The organism is Enterococcus devriesei (genome assembly GCF_001885905.1).
In the GTDB taxonomy this organism is placed as follows: domain Bacteria; phylum Bacillota; class Bacilli; order Lactobacillales; family Enterococcaceae; genus Enterococcus_A; species Enterococcus_A devriesei.
This window is the reverse complement of the sequence record NZ_JXKM01000004.1, coordinates 170,598-185,952: the sequence shown is the minus strand read 5'-3', so window position 1 is coordinate 185,952 and position 15,355 is coordinate 170,598. Positions and strand designations below refer to the sequence as shown.

The following is a 15,355-nucleotide window of genomic DNA, read 5'->3' as shown; positions in this document are numbered from 1 at the left end:
AAAGGGTGGAGAAGCTATGGAACAACTAGGAAAGCAGTTATCGGGTACTTGGTTAATTAAAGGTACCACGTTTCCTTTGTGGCTGTCTAATAAGAGGAATACGCCTCGCATTACTTATCGCGTATTAGAAAAAGAACCATTGAAACTATTGGACTTAGTCGAGTATGAAAAAAAAGGCAAGACGAAGCAAATCAAAGGGGTGGATTATCAAAGGGAGAAAGGTTTTCTTTGGCGCGGAAACGGACCATTGAAAATCTTGAAAAGTCGCTGGGAGGTCGTGACGATCAAAGGCGATGTCTTAGTGATTCGCTTTGCCCCGTCACTGGTCACGCCGGCAGGAGTCGATATTTTGGTTAGAGAAGGAGCGGTGCTTCCTGATTTAGCCAAGCGAGTAGTTCAACATTTCGCCGTTTTTGGATTGACAGCAGAAGAGATTCGGACGATTCAATGGAAATGAAAAAAAGTTTGCCCCGTGTCTGAAAAGACGCGGGACAAACTTTTTTGACTCTATAAAGAAAGAATAAAATTTTAAAATGACTAAATCACTTTACAGCAGGTCTAGCCATGTCAGGCTTCATGAACTAGCTTTATTGGCAACAAGCAAAATAATTTCGAAATCGTTTGTCTTATTGCTCAGCTGACTTCTAATTAGGGAATCATTTTCCCAAAAATACGAAAAATGATTCTGATTGTTGTTACGCATACCATTTTTCTAAAATCAATAAAGTGAGAAGAAAAACTGAGCGAATTCGCGAAAGCCTTTCTTATTGACTGATCTCAATGACGCGATCGGTCCAATCTTGATAAAAGCCTTCTTCGTGGGAAACCACGATAACGGTACCTTCAAAATTGGCTAAGCTTTTCCGTAAGCTATCCTTCGTACTTTGGTCGATATGATTGGTAGGTTCATCCAAAATCAACAAATTACCTTTTTGCATCGTCATCTGGCACAGCTTAACTTTGGTTTGTTCGCCACCGCTTAAGGTGCTTAAGGGTTCTTGAGCTAGCTGATTTGGCAGGCCAGCACGAGCTAAGTGCTTTCTCAATTCTTTGACGCCTTCTTTAGGGAAGTGATCGCTTAAATATTGTAAAGGAGTCTGGAAAGGATTTTCCCATTGGAGATCTTGTTCGAAATAATTCACTTTTGTATTCGCAGGAAAATGAAATTCTCCCTCCAACTGTGGAATGGCACCAATCAAGGTCTTCAATAATGTTGATTTTCCAATTCCGTTAAACCCGCGAATCGCAACTTTCTCCCCATAACGCAAAGTGATATTGATCGGTGGCAAGAGTGGTCGCTGGTAGCCAATCTCTAAATCGGTCGTTTCTAAAGCCAAGGTCGTTACGATTGGTGAATAAGGAAAATCAAATTGCGCGGTCGCGTTAGTGGATGGCGGTGTTAAACGTTCCACTTTGTCCAGCTGTTTTTGACGGCTTTTCGCCATCGTAGAACGGGAACCGGCTTTGTATTTGCGAATGTAGGCTTCCGTTTTTTCGATTTGCTTTTTCTGGGAAACATATTGCTTCATATAGGTTTCTTGGAATTGTTCCTTTTGTTTCAAGGCTTTCGTCAAGTTCCCCGTATATTTAGTCAGCTTACCGAACTCGATGTCAGCGATATGGGTGGTGATCTGATTTAAAAAGTCTCGGTCATGAGAAATCACGACAAAGGTTCCAGCAAAGTCTTGTAAAAATTGACTTAGCCACGCCACATGCTCATCATCCAAGTGGTTCGTTGGTTCATCTAAAATCAACACGTCTGGCTTTTCCAGCAATAGTTTCGCCAAGATCAATTTCGAACGTTGTCCACCGCTTAAATCTTCTAAAGGCGTATCCATTCCTAAAATATCCAGTCCTAAACCGCTGCTCATTTCAGCAATCAACGTATCAATTTGATAAAAATCCCCTTGGTCTAATTCCGTTTGCAGCCGACCCGCTTTTTCCAGCAGCTTATCGTCCATCGATTCGCCATATTCCATATACAACTCACCGATCCGAGCTTCTTTTTCAAAATCTACCGCATAAGCGGTCTTCAAAAAGTCGCGAATTGACAGGGTAGGATCAACCTCAACGTATTGGTCCAAATAGCCGACATGGATATTTTTTTGCCAAGCGATCGTACCTTCATCCGGTAATTGTTCACCAGTGATAATCTTGATCAAGGTACTTTTTCCAGCGCCATTTTGTCCAATCAGTCCTAGATGTTCCCCTTTATTTAAGTGCAATTCTAAATCTTCATACAAAATCTTATCGCCGAATTGCTGAGCGATTCCGGTTAAATCTAAGATACTCATGTTTCTCCTACTTTCTTACTCAATTTCCCATCATCTAATAAAAGCAGGGGATAGTCAAGAAAAAAAGAGCCCTCACAATGAGAACTCGTCGATTTTTAAAGCTGAGCGGAGAATAAATAGACCAATAACTCCCAGATGAGATCGATAAATTGTCCGAAAAAATCTATTACCCAGCTGATTAGATTACTAAAAAGTTCAATCATCGTTCGATCCTCACTTAGTAAATAATCGCGCCAACCAGTCGACTGGATAAAGGGATAAGTGCAAAGTAATATGAGCTAAGAAATAACTTGCTGCGAAGAATGGAAATAACAGTTGTTTCATAATGTTTTCAACCTCCGTATGTTTGATGGGTTTAGTATAGCGTGAAAGCAAATGTTCCAGACATGGATTTAACGGATGATTAACGAACAATTATGTAAGTTGAGTACACAAAAAAGCCTCTGCTTTCAATTTTCAAGCAGAGGCTTTTAGTTATAGGCTTCATTCATTGAGACGCGCACTCCTTAGGCTGATTTTTTTAAATCGTAGATCGCTTGTTCAATGGTGATTCCAATTCCTTGCTGTCCGGTAACAGTTGAGTAGACGATAAACATATTTTCTTCTAAATCAAAAGTCACGCGATAAGGCAATTCTTTTTCAAAAAAAGTCATAGCAGTTCCTCCTTTCATATAATAACGAATCAACAAATAAAATTATAACACATTAAAATAAAATAATAAAACACCAAAAGCCCCATTAACTTATTTAATTATTTAGTATTTGAAGAATATTTATTATTAGCATGAGAGACGAAAAAAATAGCGTTTATTGAAATAGAAAACAGAAGTGAAAACCAAGGTTTTGAAAGGAGCAGCTCATCCAATGGTATTTTTCAAAATTCCCAAGATTCATTGATCAATTGATTTTAAATAACGTTGGTTTATTTCAGAAAATTGTGAAATTATGACAAAAGTTGAATAAGTCTATGCTAAAATAGAATAAAATTACAAAATGAGCGGAGTGTATTTGTGATAAAAAAAATTTTAGCGACAGCGATTTTGCTTTGTTTAGGAAGTTCAGCGGTGCCAGTTTCTGCTGAGGAAGATATTTTTACGATCACCCAAGAAGCTGGTTATACCGAAGCGTTGGAGATCAACAAACCAAAGTCTTCAATTATTATTGATGGCACCAATGGCCAAATTCTTTGGGGCGATCAGCCAGATATGCTGCGAGAGCCCGCCAGCATTTCAAAAATGATGACGGTTTTCTTAGTCTTTGATGCGATTCAATCAGGTAAGCTGAACTTGGATACGAAGATCACAGCCACCGAAACAGATCAAGCCATCAGTCAGCTTTATGCCATCAGCAATAGTAAAATTGTTGCCGGTGTGGACTATCCAGTAAGAGAACTCTTAACGATGGTCACTGTTCCGTCCTCTAATGTCGCAACGGTCATGTTGGCCAATGCGGTCTCTGATAATGATGCCGGAGCTTTTATTCAGCGGATGAATGAAAAAGCACAGAAGCTAGGCATGAAGCAAACGACTTTTTACAATTGTAGTGGGGCCTCAGCGACTAGTTTTGAAGGAATGTATACACCAGCGGGATTCGATCCAAATGGAAGCAACCGTTCGACCGCCCGAGATTTGGCGACGATGGTCTTTCATTTAGTCAAAGAGCATCCTGAGGTCTTAGGGTTCACCAACCAACCAAAAGTTACCACGATGGCGGGAACGCCCTATGAAGAAAGTTTTGAGACTTACAATTACTCGCTTCCGGGAACGAAGTATGGCATTGAAGGTGTGGATGGATTGAAAACTGGCTCGGGACCGACTGCAGCCTTCAATTATATTGCTACTGCTAAACGAGGAGACACGCGTTTGATTGAAGTGGTATTGGGCGTCGGGGACTGGTCTGATCAGGACGGCGAATATTATCGACATACTTTTGGAAACGCGATCTTGGAAAAGGCTTTTAACGAATATGAATATCAACGTATTTTACCTAAAGGTCGCCATTCAATCAATGGCAAAGAAATTCAATTGTCAGCTGATTTTAACGGTGTGGTGAAAAAAGATCAGAAGAAAGAGTTTGTCCTGCAAGACGATCAATTAGTGTTGAAATCTTCGTTAGAACAAGTGGAGCAAACGTTACCAAAGGTAGCTATCAGCTATCAAGACGTAAAAAAGCAGTCTGGGACAAAAGAAAGCCAGAAAAATTTACCAATAACCGGAAAAAAAGCGGGTTCGATCATTCAATCGCCTTTATTTTTGATTATTAGTTTGGCTGCCGGTGTGTTGTTCTTACTAGTTTCATTCATCATCCCAACGAAAAAGAAGGCAGCTCGATCAAGAAGACATCGTGCTACTCTTAATAGAATTTTCCGCAGTATTGGACTTTTGTGTCTGTTGAGTGCGGCGGTACAATTTTTAATGACTATTTGGAATCGATAAGAAGAACTATTAAGAAGAACTATACAATAGAAGAAAGTCGTATGAAAAATTCCTTCTATAATAATAGAAAGAACCCACGATTGAAATTGACAGCATCAATTTCAATCGTGGGTTTTAAGCTTGCGCCCCTGCCAAGGACACTCATTATAGCACAATTTAAGCTGGTTGATTGTGGAAAATCAGCTGCATTGCCCGTCTTAGCGGGAAGAAGATCAGGCTGACAATCAAAATCGTTGAGAAAATATTGATGACTGTTGCTGGCATAGTTGCTAAGGCGGCGAAGAAAGCCGGTTTTAATTGGGCGCCAGCGATCATTCCCATGACAGTCGTTTTGATGACGGACATAACAAATTTGGCGATACCAGCACAGATTCCAATCACGATGATTTGGGGAATGCGAGTTGGCTTCCGTTTGAAAATCAAAAATGCCCCATAAGCTGCCGCTCCGACAACAAAGCTTTCAACTAAAAAATACGGCGCCTCGGCGGCAAAGCCATTCAAAATGTCAAAAGTGAAGAAGCCGATACCACCGGCTAAAGCACCTTGCCAATAGCCGACTAAGAGTACAGCTAAAAGAACCACGGCATTACCGAAGTGGATGAACGCGCCTGTCGGCAAAGGGATTTTGATCATGGTTCCAATCAAAGTTAGCGCCGAAAAAAGCGCAATCAGTACCAAGTTTTGGATTTTTTTATCGTTTGTCATTCGGATACTCCAATCTTTTTTCCGCGTGGGTATAAGCACCGTGCCAGACGTGCCCCACGTAGGGATTTATTTGCTCGCCCATTGTGATGGCGGCTTGAACGAAATCAATTGCTGTTTTGATAGCAGCTTCAACTGAATAGCCCTTCGCAACCGCTGCAGTAATTGCCGCGGCAAAAGTACAGCCCGCCCCATGGTTGTAAGGTGTATCGATGACAGGGTGGGGGTAGCTCTGAAAAGCTCTTCCATCATAATGCAGATCCAAGGTTTGTTTTGAATCTAAGCGGGCACCGCCTTTGATAACGACATGTTTTGCGCCTAGTAGCGCGATTTTTTTCGCGGCTTGCTGCATTTGTTTTTCTGAAGTAAGGTCACCCAGCTCAGATAGAATGCCAGCTTCCCGCAAATTTGGTGTGGTAATCAAAGCTTGCGGCAACAACTTTTCTCGTAAAGCCTGGACTTGATCATTTTTAATAAAATCCTGTGTTCCTTTGCCGCCGATAACAGGATCAACGATCAAGGGAATTTGATTTGGCAATTTTTCCGACACCAGCTCGATAATCTCACGGGAGGGAAGTAAGCCTGTTTTGATTGCGTCGATCGGCCCGGCGAAAACAGAAGCAATCTGGGATTGAATCACCGGCAAATCAAGGTTCGTTAACTGATGATTACCGTTTTCTGGATCCAGGGTCACGATGGAGGTGATTGCTGCAAAACCAAAGGTGCCAAATTCTTGAAAGGTTTTCAAATCGGCTTCTAAACCGCCGCCGCCAGTAGCATCTGAACCGGCGATGGTTGCTACTTTTTTCATCATTCATTCCTCCAATTCAAGTTTCCTCATTTTTCAACTATAAACATTTAGTGCTTCTTTTAAAACAGCCAATTGGATTTGTTTTTACTCAGCCAATTTATAAAATAGTTAGTATAAAAATAAAACAGAACCTGTGACAAAAATCTTGTCGCAAGTTCTGTTTACGAGTAAACGGCGTTTCAGTAGTAACTTCTGTCGCAGTCTCTTTATGAAATTATTTATTTTTCACCCATTGCTCGTGGATATCGTCAGACAGATGAATGATTCGTTTGCCGACTTCTGGGTATTGATTGGTGGCTAAGTTCGCAAGTGAGACCCGAACAGCCCATTCGCTACTGCCAAAAGCATTGGCTTTTAACAACATCAATTGTTCTTTTTCTGCTAGATTCGTCAGAACCTTGGTAACAGTCCATGATTTTTTCAAATAATCCGCGAAATCATTGCCATACCGTTTGCGAGTCCAGTCTTCGTAATTGATCTCGCAGTAATAAGCGGTGTCCAAATCTTCTAACGGCTCTTGTAAACCAAGTGTGTGGAACAATAATTTCTCCCGTTCACGACAAATGTCCATGACTTCGGCTTTATAGGCTTGGCCTTCGTCTAATAAACTGTACAAGCTAAACATTACCATCATGACTTGCTGCGGAGCGGAAAGTCCGGCAGCGTGATTCAAGGCGACATCACGACTATCGGCTACGATCCGGTCAATGAAAGTAATCGTTGTTGGATCAGCTGTCAGTGATGCATAGCGCTCGTTGAGTTTGTCAATTTGTTCTGTCGTCAGATTGGCGATCAATTCATCAAATAAATTGTGTTTGGCAACTGCGATGGTGCCAACACGCCAGCCGGTTGCACCAAAGTATTTTGAATACGAATAGATACAAGCGGTGTTATAAGGAATTTCTGAGAACAATGATGTAAAAACGGGAACAAAGGTGCCGTAGACATCATCGGTCAAGATCATCAATTCTGGATTATCGGTCGCTACAATATCTTTTAATAGATCGATCGTAGGCTGTGCCAAAGCATTAGCCGTCGGATTACTTGGGTTGACGACGAAGACGGCTTTGATTTCGTCGTCTCGTAGTTTATTGATCTCAGCGTCAGGATATTGGTAGGTCATTTTGCCGTCAAGCATGGTTTGTTTCGCTTGAACTTTGACGATTTCAAAAGCATATTGCGGTAATTCTGGAATTTCTAAATAAGGAGCAAAGGTCGGTAACATCAAAGCAATCTTGTCGCCGCGGTTCAATAAATAATTATTAACTAACGTATCAAAGATATAGCAGATGCCCGCAGTTCCGCCTTCTACGGCAAAAATATCGAAGGGGACTTCGCTGCTAGAGAATAGCTCTTGATTCAAATAGGCTTTAATTGGACCTTCGCAGGCGGATAAACAACGGACTGGATTAGGGTAGTTGTCACCAATGATATGATCCAACATATCTGTCAACCATTGTTCTTTCGGTATTCCTAGATAATTATTATCGGAAAACCAGATTTTTTTCAAAAAGTCTGCGCCTTTACTAGGATGAGCGGCTAAAAATTCGACGAAACGCTGGCTGCGATTCGTATCGGACTTGATCATACCAGCCGTTAACTCACCGCCACTATCAAAGAGGGTTTCTTGTGTAGCGAATTGTCCTAATAAAAAGAAGGCTTCCCGAGGAGTAGGGGCTGTCCAGTTTGGATTCCCTCGTCCGGCATTCAATAAATTGGTAACTTGTTTATTTTTGTGAATCTTTTGTTCCAAAAAGAGACTTAATTCAAAGGGGCTTAATTCTTCTAAGGCTTGTTCAGTAATTGTGGACACAAATACGACTCCTTTTACACAGTATTTTAATTCTATAGTAACGCGATATTTTTTTAATATAGCGTAAATACGCTTAGAGTTTATGACAAAATTTCTGTTAAAACCCAAAGAAATAAAGGTTGTTCTTTTTGTAGGTGAAAACGAAGCCTAGTGCAGCAAGAATCCAGTCATTTGCAAATTCTTAGAATCGCTTTCTTAAGTTTTCTTTTAGCAGTGGATATCAGACTTGCGACCCATGCTAAATTAAAAGAAAACAGGCATAATAAGCCTATAAGTTAAATGAGGAAGATTCAGAGGAGGAATTTTAAATGGATCAGTTGATTGCAATCGCGTTTATCGCGTTGCTGATATATTTTGTCGTAAAGGTCGGATCAGTTTTGTGGCGGCTCGCCGGCGTGCTGTTTTTGCTATTTATTATTTATGTGTATAAAGATCAGTTCATCTCACAAGCGCAGAATTTCATTGCCAACCCCGATTTTGGTAGTTTATGGCAGTCTGTCTCTGGTTTTTTCGGCAATTTGTTTGATAAGGTGTCGGGCTTTGTCAGTACAGTGATTGAATAAAAAAAAGACTCTCGATAGTCAACTTTTACAAGTGAGTTTGTAAAAAATGTCGAGAGTCTTTTTTGCTATTCAATTTATCCCCGGACATCATCGACCAATTGCTTATGGCAGCGATGATAACTAGCTAAAACGGTCTCCGGAACTTCCACGTGAGGAATAAAATTGGCGCCTTTAGGTCCGTAACCAAAGGAGTCATCATTCAGTCGGCGAATTTCGCCGATCACTAGTGATAAAAAATAATCCGGCTGCCACCAGCTGTCCATCTTCGCATTTTTGAAGTGGGGCTGGGTTTGAAAATCGATCAAAATCGGTCGTTCAAAAAACAACGGCTGAATCGCGGCAAGTGGTAAATGCCATTCTTTACTGAAGGTATAATGGCTCCGCATTTGTAATAGAGGGTCTTGCACGAGCCAAAAACTTTTTGGCGCATCCGATCGAAACAATTCAAAAGAAAAACGGGCGTTTTCTCCAGTATTTGTCGATTTTTTTTCTAACAGCAGCTCTAACTTCCGTGAGCAAATCGTTAAAAAAAGCTCCCGCATAATCTCCGCCTCAGAAAAATTTATCCATTCTTGCTTAAACAGCTCAGGAAAGCGCTGCTGGCAATTCGCTAATAAGCGTTGGGTGCCGTGACCAATCCCGCCAACAAAAACTACTCGCTTGATGGAGGATTCTTTTTGGCAAAACCTACCAGTAGCAAGAATCAGCTCAGGAATACTATTTCCCGCTAGAATCAAAGTCTCTGATGAAAAAGTATTATTCTCTGGAACTATAGTCAAAAAATCAACCAACCTCGCAAAATCAGACATCCTATTCCTCCTCATGGATAATTAATTATCCCTATACTAACAAAAAAGCCGGTATCCGCATACCGACGATCGTTAAAACAAATATTGGATAAAAAAGAAAATACAGCTGATGAACAGGGGAATCGATAGAACCAGCCAAGTTTTTTGCTTGACCCAGAGGAATTTTCCATAACAAAAAGCTGCAGCGGCACCCGTTACTAAACAAAAGAGATCCATAATTTCCCGATGCTCCACCACGCGTGCCAGCAGGAGGATACTGAAAAGAATCAAACTAAAAATACCAGCAGTTGCCAAGGCTAAACCTGTACTGGTTTGCTGCTTTTTTTCGTCTTCCATATGATTCCCTCCTTATCGTGTTTTTCTATCTGAATTAATTTCTAATTAAATATTAGCGGATGATGGGTCTGTAAGTATTTCAAAATAATTAATAAACGACCAAAATTATTTTGTTTGTTGTTTTTATTATAAATGAATGCGGTTACGATGTCACGTGCTTACTAACTGACTATTTTATAAAATGAATCGTTTTTGGGATTTTCATTTCTGGGCTATGATTGCGATAAATACCCGGTAGAAGTAGTGTATAATGGCTCATGAAAGAGGTGAGGGTTGTGACAGTATTTTATTTTGTCCGACACGGGAAAACAGAGATCAACGCGGCGGGACGATTCAATGGCGGAAGTGTTGATTCGCCGCTTATTCCTGAAGGAGTTCAAGCCACGAAAAAAATAGGGGAATATTTGCGAGAAGTGTCGTTTGATGTGGCTCTTTCATCGCCGCAGATGCGGGCACAAACTACGACTAAGCTTATTTTACAGGAGAATCTGCAGCCGCCGGAATTAAGGATCGTCGAAGACTTGCGAGAATTGCGGATCGGTGATTGGGATGGAAAGCGGATCACGGAGATCAAAGAGCGCTTCCCAGAACAATTTCGCTTATACCGTGAAGCGCCAGATCAATTTGATGCGAAGCTGTTTCACGGAGAATCTTATGCAGAACTGATTACGCGTAGCAGACGCGTTCTTGAAGAAACCGCTAAGGCTTATCCAAATGAAAAAGTATTGGTGGTTAGTCATGGAATCTTATTGATGGCCTTACTGAATACGTTGAAGGGAATTCCGTTAGCCAAGATTCGTGAAGGCGGAATTGTTGATAATTCCAGTTTGACCGTCCTGCATTATTCTAAAAATGAGTGTTTATTTGAAATGTGGGGAAAAACTTTTTAGCCTGATAAATGCCATATATAACAAAACTCTCTCTTTTTTTGAGAGAGTTTTTATTGCAACAAGGCTTAATAACTAACGGCAAGTGTTATTATATGCTATATAAGTTACGATAAATGATATTTATAATAACGTCTTTTAAAAGATTTACTCGAAAATAACTTTACATATTTTAAGGTAAATAAGTTTTGATAAAAAATGCGTCTTATAAAAAATAATAAAAAAGAATAAATGTAATGTTAAATAAATGAAATTGACTTTTGATAAAGTTATAAAAGGCTACAAGAAGATTTTTAAAAGTTTATAGATAAGTTTTCGCATTTTTGTTTTTTTATTGTTGGCTTTTAAGCTAGGAAAATTTTGAAAAAGACAACTGACTTTTTACTTTTTAATAAGTTAGTAAAAAAGAACGAGCCTCCCGGAATAGGAGGCTCGTTCTTTAGGCTTAACTAGTTAAAAGATCTTTGCGCTTAGGGCGATAAGTCAATTCGATCATTGTTTCCTGATCCTCTAAGGGTGCAGAGGCATCGGTTAAGAAGTATTCGTAGCTACGGAAGGTGAATACACCATTCTCATGTTTGATGGCGTCAATCAGTTCCTGATACGAATCTGCTAGATCATCGTAATCCCCAATATATAGCGTTCGTACAGCTTGGTAGCTAGGCAAGGTATAGCTTTGGAATTTCTCCGTAGAAGGGATTTCCTGATTAATCGGGAACCCAATTTCTAGCGCTAATAGTTCATCCTTTGCTTGGCCTTGCTCATTTAGATTTAAATAAGAAATAAAAGGAGTACCTGCTAGCTCGGCGCCGTTTTTTTGAATGTAGCCCATCAGATCTACAAAGGCAGTTCCTATATAGTTGGGAATGTGTTCGTGTGAAATCTGTGTAGACATTGAAACAATGATTTGCGCCGGTTTGGTAATCTTTTCAATTTGCATAGTCATCCCTCGTTTCATAAACTCATACGCCGATTGTATCAAGGAATGAAATCGAATACAAATAGTAACCTCAATTTGAGCGGGGCATAGCTTTAACTTCCCCATGGCGATTCAAGTAATTAAAAAAGATTGGGAACAGATCGACGTCTTGTTTGTCTAAGGCAGGCTTAGCTTCTAAACGCTGCCAAGTCTCAACTGATACAGCTTTTTCCAGACGCTTTTGGGCCTGAGAAAAGCTAGGCTTACGCTGATAAACAACTCGATTTAATAACTCGCCTTTCGCATACAAGTAGCAATAGTAGTTTCCTTCCTCAAGCAAAATACCGACAAAAGTTTGATTCTGCATGCTTTGAATTAGTTGTTTGTTACGGCGTAAGAATCGTTGAACGGTCAGGTAGTTTTCCCACCATTGAGCGGCGGCTTCATAATCATGGCGCTCGTTGGCACTTTGAACACGCTGATCAATCCGAGTGAGTAACGCAGTAGAGTTTCCTAGTAACGTTTCTTTGATCTCCTGAATTCGCAATAAAAATTCTTTTTCAGGGTCAATATCACGGTAATCCGCCACAATCCCTCCGACAAATTTTAGTGGTCCTTCTAGGCGATAAACACTGTTAATAATTGCTTTTAATTCTTCTAGCTTACCTTGCTTGAAGAAGGGGCCGATGACGAGTCCAGTGCCAGACCATTCTTTTAGAACTTTCAAGTAGGGAGCTTTTTCTAAAAATTGAAAGTAGCCGTAACCTTCATAATAATTCATCATGCGATTGTATCGAGGACGCATTTGATGGATTAGCTGACATTCTAATAGGAGGGCATCAAACTCGGTATCAACTAATTGATAATCAAAATCTGCGATCCACTTGACTAGCTCCTGCACTTTTCGAGAATGCTGCTTATTATTGATAAAATAGCTGCTAACGCGCTGTTTTAAATTTTTTGCTTTTCCAATGTAAATAATTTCTCCATTCATGTTTTTCATACGATAGATTCCAGGCGTTTTAGGCAGATTTCTTACTTTTTCTTTTAACATATAAAAACACCTCGATCATTTTTTTTATTATGAATTTTTTAAAAGACTCCTGAGAGTCTCTAATCAAACCCGATTTTTTTATAAATTAAAAAGTAAGTGAAAATTAGCACATTTTAGTCGTTTCTCTTAAAAAATAATATATAATATTAAGATTTGTAGTTCGCAGTCCATGACCAATTGTTTCTCATGTGTTATAATTAATTCTGTTAAAAGTTTTAAAGAATACTGAGAGAGAATGGAGAGAGGTCGAATGGCAACTAAAGTTTTAACCCGGCGCGAGTTGCGTCAGCAAAAACGACAGAAAAGCAATAACTATCACTATTTGAAAAAGAGCTCTGCTGTGTTGGGGACAGCGTTAGTCACTTGTTCAGTAGTCGCACCTTTACTTAGTCCAAATGAAGTTGAAGCTAAAGCCACGAACACGTCGGAGTCAACAAAATCTGTTGACGAAAAAGCGTTTATCAACAAAATTTCAAAAGAAATTCGTCCGTTAGCGGAAAAACATGATCTGTATGCATCGGTAATGATCGCTCAAGCAATTGTTGAAAGTAATTGGGGACAAAAAGATTTTGCCCAAGCGCCATATTATAATCTTTTCGGCTTAGAAGGTCAGTATCAAGGAAATTCAGCAATTTTAGAGAAAACCGATTCAAATACTGGCAAAGCAGAAAAGAAAGAAATGAAAAAGTATGCTTCATATAAAGAAGCGATTGAAGATTACATCGAGATCATGAAAACAACTTCTCGCGATGGCAATGAAAACTATTTCAGTGGTTCATGGCGTAGTAAATCAGACAGCTATCAAGCTGCAGCTGAAGCCCTAAAAGGACGCTTTAATGACGATGAAGGCTATGTTCAAAAATTAGTTTCAGTGATTCAAGATCATGATTTGGCTACTTACGATGCTACAAAAGACGTAACACCGCCAGTTGCACAACCTGCGGCGAACACGCCTGCTGACGCACAAGAATACACTGTTCAATCAGGCGATTCGGTTTATTCTATCACGAATCAATTTGGAATTGGACTAGAAGAGTTCTTATCATGGAACAGTATTGAAGGTAACACGATTTATCCAGGTCAAAAGGTAGTCGTAGGCAATGGCAAGGTAGTTGCGAAGCCAGTTGTTGAAGACCAAGTTGTCAGCAAAACAGAAACGGCAGCTACACCAGTGGCAAACACACCAACGCCGGAAATTCCTGCAGTATCAACTGATTTAGCAGCAGATCAAATTGCGACACCAGATGTGATTCAGCCAACGGTCAATCAAGAACCAATAGTAACACCAACACCAACACCGGCGCCAGAACAACCAGCAACAACTCCGGAAGCAACACCAGCACCAGAAGAACCAGCAACAACTCCGGAAGCAACACCAGCACCAGAAGAACCAGCAACAACTCCGGAAGCAACACCAGCACCAGAAGAACCAGCAACAACTCCGGAAGCAACACCAGCACCAGAAGAACCAGCAACAACTCCGGAAGCAACACCAGCACCAGAAGAACCAGCAACAACTCCGGAAGCAACACCAGCACCAGAAGAACCAGCAACAACTCCGGAAGCAACACCAGCACCAGAAGAACCAGCAACAACTCCGGAAGCAACACCAGCACCAGAAGAACCAGCAACAACGCCGGACGTAACACCAGCACCAGAACAACCTGCGACGACGCCGGAAGCAACACCGACACCAGAACAACCAGCAACAACGCCGGAAGCAACAACGCCAGAAACAACACCGGCACCAGAACAACCAGCGACAACGCCGGAAGCAACACCAGCACCGGAACAATCACAACAGACCTCTCAAGGGCAACAGATTGTAGATGAAGCTGAGAAATACATCGGGACTCAATATGTATGGGGCGGAAAAGATCCAAGCGGCTTTGACTGTTCAGGTTTGACACAATATGTTTACAAGCAAGTAACAGGAAAAGATATTGGTGTTTGGACAGTCGCGCAAGAATCTTCAGGTCAACAAATTTCTGTAAGCCAAGCACAACAAGGTGATTTGTTATTCTGGGGTCAACAAGGCGATACCTATCACGTAGCGATTTCAGCCGGTGGCGATAGCTATATTCATGCGCCGCAACCAGGTGAAAGTGTGAAATACGGTTCAACTCAATACTACGCACCAGATTTTGGAGTGCGTGTATACTAAAAAAGTGATACATCCAAGAAAACTGGTCAGCAGAATCAGTTTTCTTGGATGTTTTTTTGCGTAGACTTTTCTCACGACAACAGACAAATAATAAAACACATTAAGCAAAAATATTTGCAGGTTTACTATAGAAGAAAAAATTGCGTCCGTGAGTGGCATAATAGTTTTGAAGTGAGTGTATTGAAGAATCTATTCAATACACTCACTTTTTTGTGATAGAAAAATTTTTAATTTTATTTGCTGAAAAGTTGAACTAGCTCCTTTTGTCATAAAAAGAAGATGATTTATTTCATAATGTCAAAATTTTAAAAAGAAAATGGAGGGAAATCAATCGATTATTTACTTTTAGGCGAATATCAGGGACTGTTCTACTTTCAAAATACCAATTTACGTTTGAAATAAATAGAAAATAAATAATAAACGCCTTAAAAACCCTATTAAATCTTTTTTTGTCAATAAAAGTCTATGTTGAATCCTATCATTCTTTATCAAATTGTGTTCAATCAAGAAAAAAAAAAGTTGTTGAAAATGCGTGGAATAACAAGGATTTAATGAGAAAACAGACAAT

The 15,355-nt window shown here is 40.2% G+C and carries 14 protein-coding genes; 5 read left to right on the top strand and 9 right to left on the bottom strand.

Features of this window, described 5'->3' with window-relative positions:
- Nucleotides 1-16 precede the first annotated feature (16 nt).
- Nucleotides 17-457, top strand: coding sequence for a hypothetical protein (locus tag RV00_RS07435; RefSeq protein WP_071861967.1), 441 nt, complete (start codon nucleotides 17-19; stop codon nucleotides 455-457).
- 307 nt (nucleotides 458-764) lie between these two features.
- On the opposite strand, the gene RV00_RS07430 is transcribed toward RV00_RS07435, so the two are convergent.
- Nucleotides 765-2,294: an ABC-F family ATP-binding cassette domain-containing protein gene (locus RV00_RS07430; RefSeq protein ID WP_071861966.1), complete on the bottom strand. Its 1,530-nt coding sequence runs from the start codon at nucleotides 2,292-2,294 to the stop codon at nucleotides 765-767.
- 506 nt (nucleotides 2,295-2,800) lie between these two features.
- Nucleotides 2,801-2,947, bottom strand: coding sequence for a hypothetical protein (locus RV00_RS16375; protein ID WP_169818933.1), 147 nt, complete (start codon nucleotides 2,945-2,947; stop codon nucleotides 2,801-2,803).
- A 357-nt stretch (nucleotides 2,948-3,304) separates the two neighbouring features.
- Between RV00_RS16375 and RV00_RS07425 the strand changes: the two genes are divergently transcribed.
- Nucleotides 3,305-4,729, top strand: coding sequence for a DUF1958 domain-containing protein (locus RV00_RS07425; RefSeq protein WP_071861965.1), 1,425 nt, complete (start codon nucleotides 3,305-3,307; stop codon nucleotides 4,727-4,729).
- A gap of 156 nt (nucleotides 4,730-4,885) precedes the next feature.
- Here the strand turns inward: RV00_RS07425 and RV00_RS07420 are convergent, their stop codons facing one another.
- The 3 genes from RV00_RS07420 to aspD all read right to left on the bottom strand — a co-directional run bounded on the left by RV00_RS07420 (nucleotide 4,886) and on the right by aspD (nucleotide 8,055).
- Nucleotides 4,886-5,434: an ECF transporter S component gene (locus RV00_RS07420; RefSeq protein ID WP_071861964.1), complete on the bottom strand. Its 549-nt coding sequence runs from the start codon at nucleotides 5,432-5,434 to the stop codon at nucleotides 4,886-4,888.
- Nucleotides 5,421-6,242: a bifunctional hydroxymethylpyrimidine kinase/phosphomethylpyrimidine kinase gene (thiD, locus tag RV00_RS07415; protein ID WP_071861963.1), complete on the bottom strand. Its 822-nt coding sequence runs from the start codon at nucleotides 6,240-6,242 to the stop codon at nucleotides 5,421-5,423. Before thiD ends, RV00_RS07420 begins: the two co-directional genes overlap by 14 nt.
- Nucleotides 6,243-6,456: 214 nt before the next feature.
- On the bottom strand, nucleotides 6,457-8,055 hold the full coding sequence (gene aspD, locus RV00_RS07410; RefSeq protein ID WP_071861962.1) for an aspartate 4-decarboxylase: 1,599 nt from the start codon (nucleotides 8,053-8,055) through the stop codon (nucleotides 6,457-6,459).
- Between the two features lie 308 nt (nucleotides 8,056-8,363).
- Between aspD and RV00_RS07405 the strand changes: the two genes are divergently transcribed.
- On the top strand, nucleotides 8,364-8,618 hold the full coding sequence (locus tag RV00_RS07405; protein WP_071861961.1) for a hypothetical protein: 255 nt from the start codon (nucleotides 8,364-8,366) through the stop codon (nucleotides 8,616-8,618).
- Between the two features lie 74 nt (nucleotides 8,619-8,692).
- Here RV00_RS07405 and RV00_RS07400 read toward each other — a convergent pair whose 3' ends face one another.
- Both RV00_RS07400 and RV00_RS07395 read right to left on the bottom strand, forming a co-directional pair.
- On the bottom strand, nucleotides 8,693-9,427 hold the full coding sequence (locus tag RV00_RS07400) for a YdcF family protein (protein WP_071861960.1): 735 nt from the start codon (nucleotides 9,425-9,427) through the stop codon (nucleotides 8,693-8,695).
- Between the two features lie 72 nt (nucleotides 9,428-9,499).
- Nucleotides 9,500-9,763, bottom strand: a complete 264-nt coding sequence (locus tag RV00_RS07395) for a DUF6442 family protein (RefSeq protein ID WP_071861959.1) — start codon at nucleotides 9,761-9,763, stop codon at nucleotides 9,500-9,502.
- Nucleotides 9,764-10,038: 275 nt separating this feature from the next.
- Here RV00_RS07395 and RV00_RS07390 point away from each other — a divergent pair, with 275 nt between their 5' ends.
- On the top strand, nucleotides 10,039-10,653 hold the full coding sequence (locus RV00_RS07390; RefSeq protein WP_211272377.1) for a histidine phosphatase family protein: 615 nt from the start codon (nucleotides 10,039-10,041) through the stop codon (nucleotides 10,651-10,653).
- A 442-nt stretch (nucleotides 10,654-11,095) separates the two neighbouring features.
- On the opposite strand, the gene RV00_RS07385 is transcribed toward RV00_RS07390, so the two are convergent.
- Both RV00_RS07385 and RV00_RS07380 read right to left on the bottom strand, forming a co-directional pair.
- Complete coding sequence (locus tag RV00_RS07385; RefSeq protein ID WP_071861957.1) at nucleotides 11,096-11,590, bottom strand: GyrI-like domain-containing protein; 495 nt, start codon at nucleotides 11,588-11,590, stop codon at nucleotides 11,096-11,098.
- 70 nt (nucleotides 11,591-11,660) lie between these two features.
- The gene (locus tag RV00_RS07380) at nucleotides 11,661-12,623 is read right to left on the bottom strand and encodes a GIY-YIG nuclease family protein (RefSeq protein WP_071861956.1); all 963 of its coding nucleotides are present in this window, start codon (nucleotides 12,621-12,623) and stop codon (nucleotides 11,661-11,663) included.
- A gap of 250 nt (nucleotides 12,624-12,873) precedes the next feature.
- On the opposite strand from RV00_RS07380, the gene RV00_RS16810 reads away from it, so the two are divergent.
- On the top strand, nucleotides 12,874-14,787 hold the full coding sequence (locus RV00_RS16810) for an NlpC/P60 family protein (RefSeq protein ID WP_084133260.1): 1,914 nt from the start codon (nucleotides 12,874-12,876) through the stop codon (nucleotides 14,785-14,787).
- Nucleotides 14,788-15,355 lie beyond the last annotated feature (568 nt).

Excerpts from the sequence above, each read along its gene's own strand:
- RV00_RS07380 (WP_071861956.1), bottom strand. The coding sequence starts at position 12,623 with ATGTTAAAAGAAAAAGTAAGAAATCTGCCTAAAACGCCTGGAATCTAT.
- RV00_RS07395 (WP_071861959.1), bottom strand. The coding sequence starts at position 9,763 with ATGGAAGACGAAAAAAAGCAGCAAACCAGTACAGGTTTAGCCTTGGCA.
- RV00_RS07400 (WP_071861960.1), bottom strand. The coding sequence starts at position 9,427 with ATGTCTGATTTTGCGAGGTTGGTTGATTTTTTGACTATAGTTCCAGAG.
- RV00_RS07385 (WP_071861957.1), bottom strand. The coding sequence starts at position 11,590 with ATGCAAATTGAAAAGATTACCAAACCGGCGCAAATCATTGTTTCAATG.
- RV00_RS16810 (WP_084133260.1), top strand. The coding sequence starts at position 12,874 with ATGGCAACTAAAGTTTTAACCCGGCGCGAGTTGCGTCAGCAAAAACGA.
- RV00_RS07435 (WP_071861967.1), top strand. The coding sequence starts at position 17 with ATGGAACAACTAGGAAAGCAGTTATCGGGTACTTGGTTAATTAAAGGT.
- RV00_RS07420 (WP_071861964.1), bottom strand. The coding sequence starts at position 5,434 with ATGACAAACGATAAAAAAATCCAAAACTTGGTACTGATTGCGCTTTTT.
- RV00_RS16375 (WP_169818933.1), bottom strand. The coding sequence starts at position 2,947 with ATGACTTTTTTTGAAAAAGAATTGCCTTATCGCGTGACTTTTGATTTA.
- RV00_RS07405 (WP_071861961.1), top strand. The coding sequence starts at position 8,364 with ATGGATCAGTTGATTGCAATCGCGTTTATCGCGTTGCTGATATATTTT.
- thiD (WP_071861963.1), bottom strand. The coding sequence starts at position 6,242 with ATGAAAAAAGTAGCAACCATCGCCGGTTCAGATGCTACTGGCGGCGGC.
- RV00_RS07430 (WP_071861966.1), bottom strand. The coding sequence starts at position 2,294 with ATGAGTATCTTAGATTTAACCGGAATCGCTCAGCAATTCGGCGATAAG.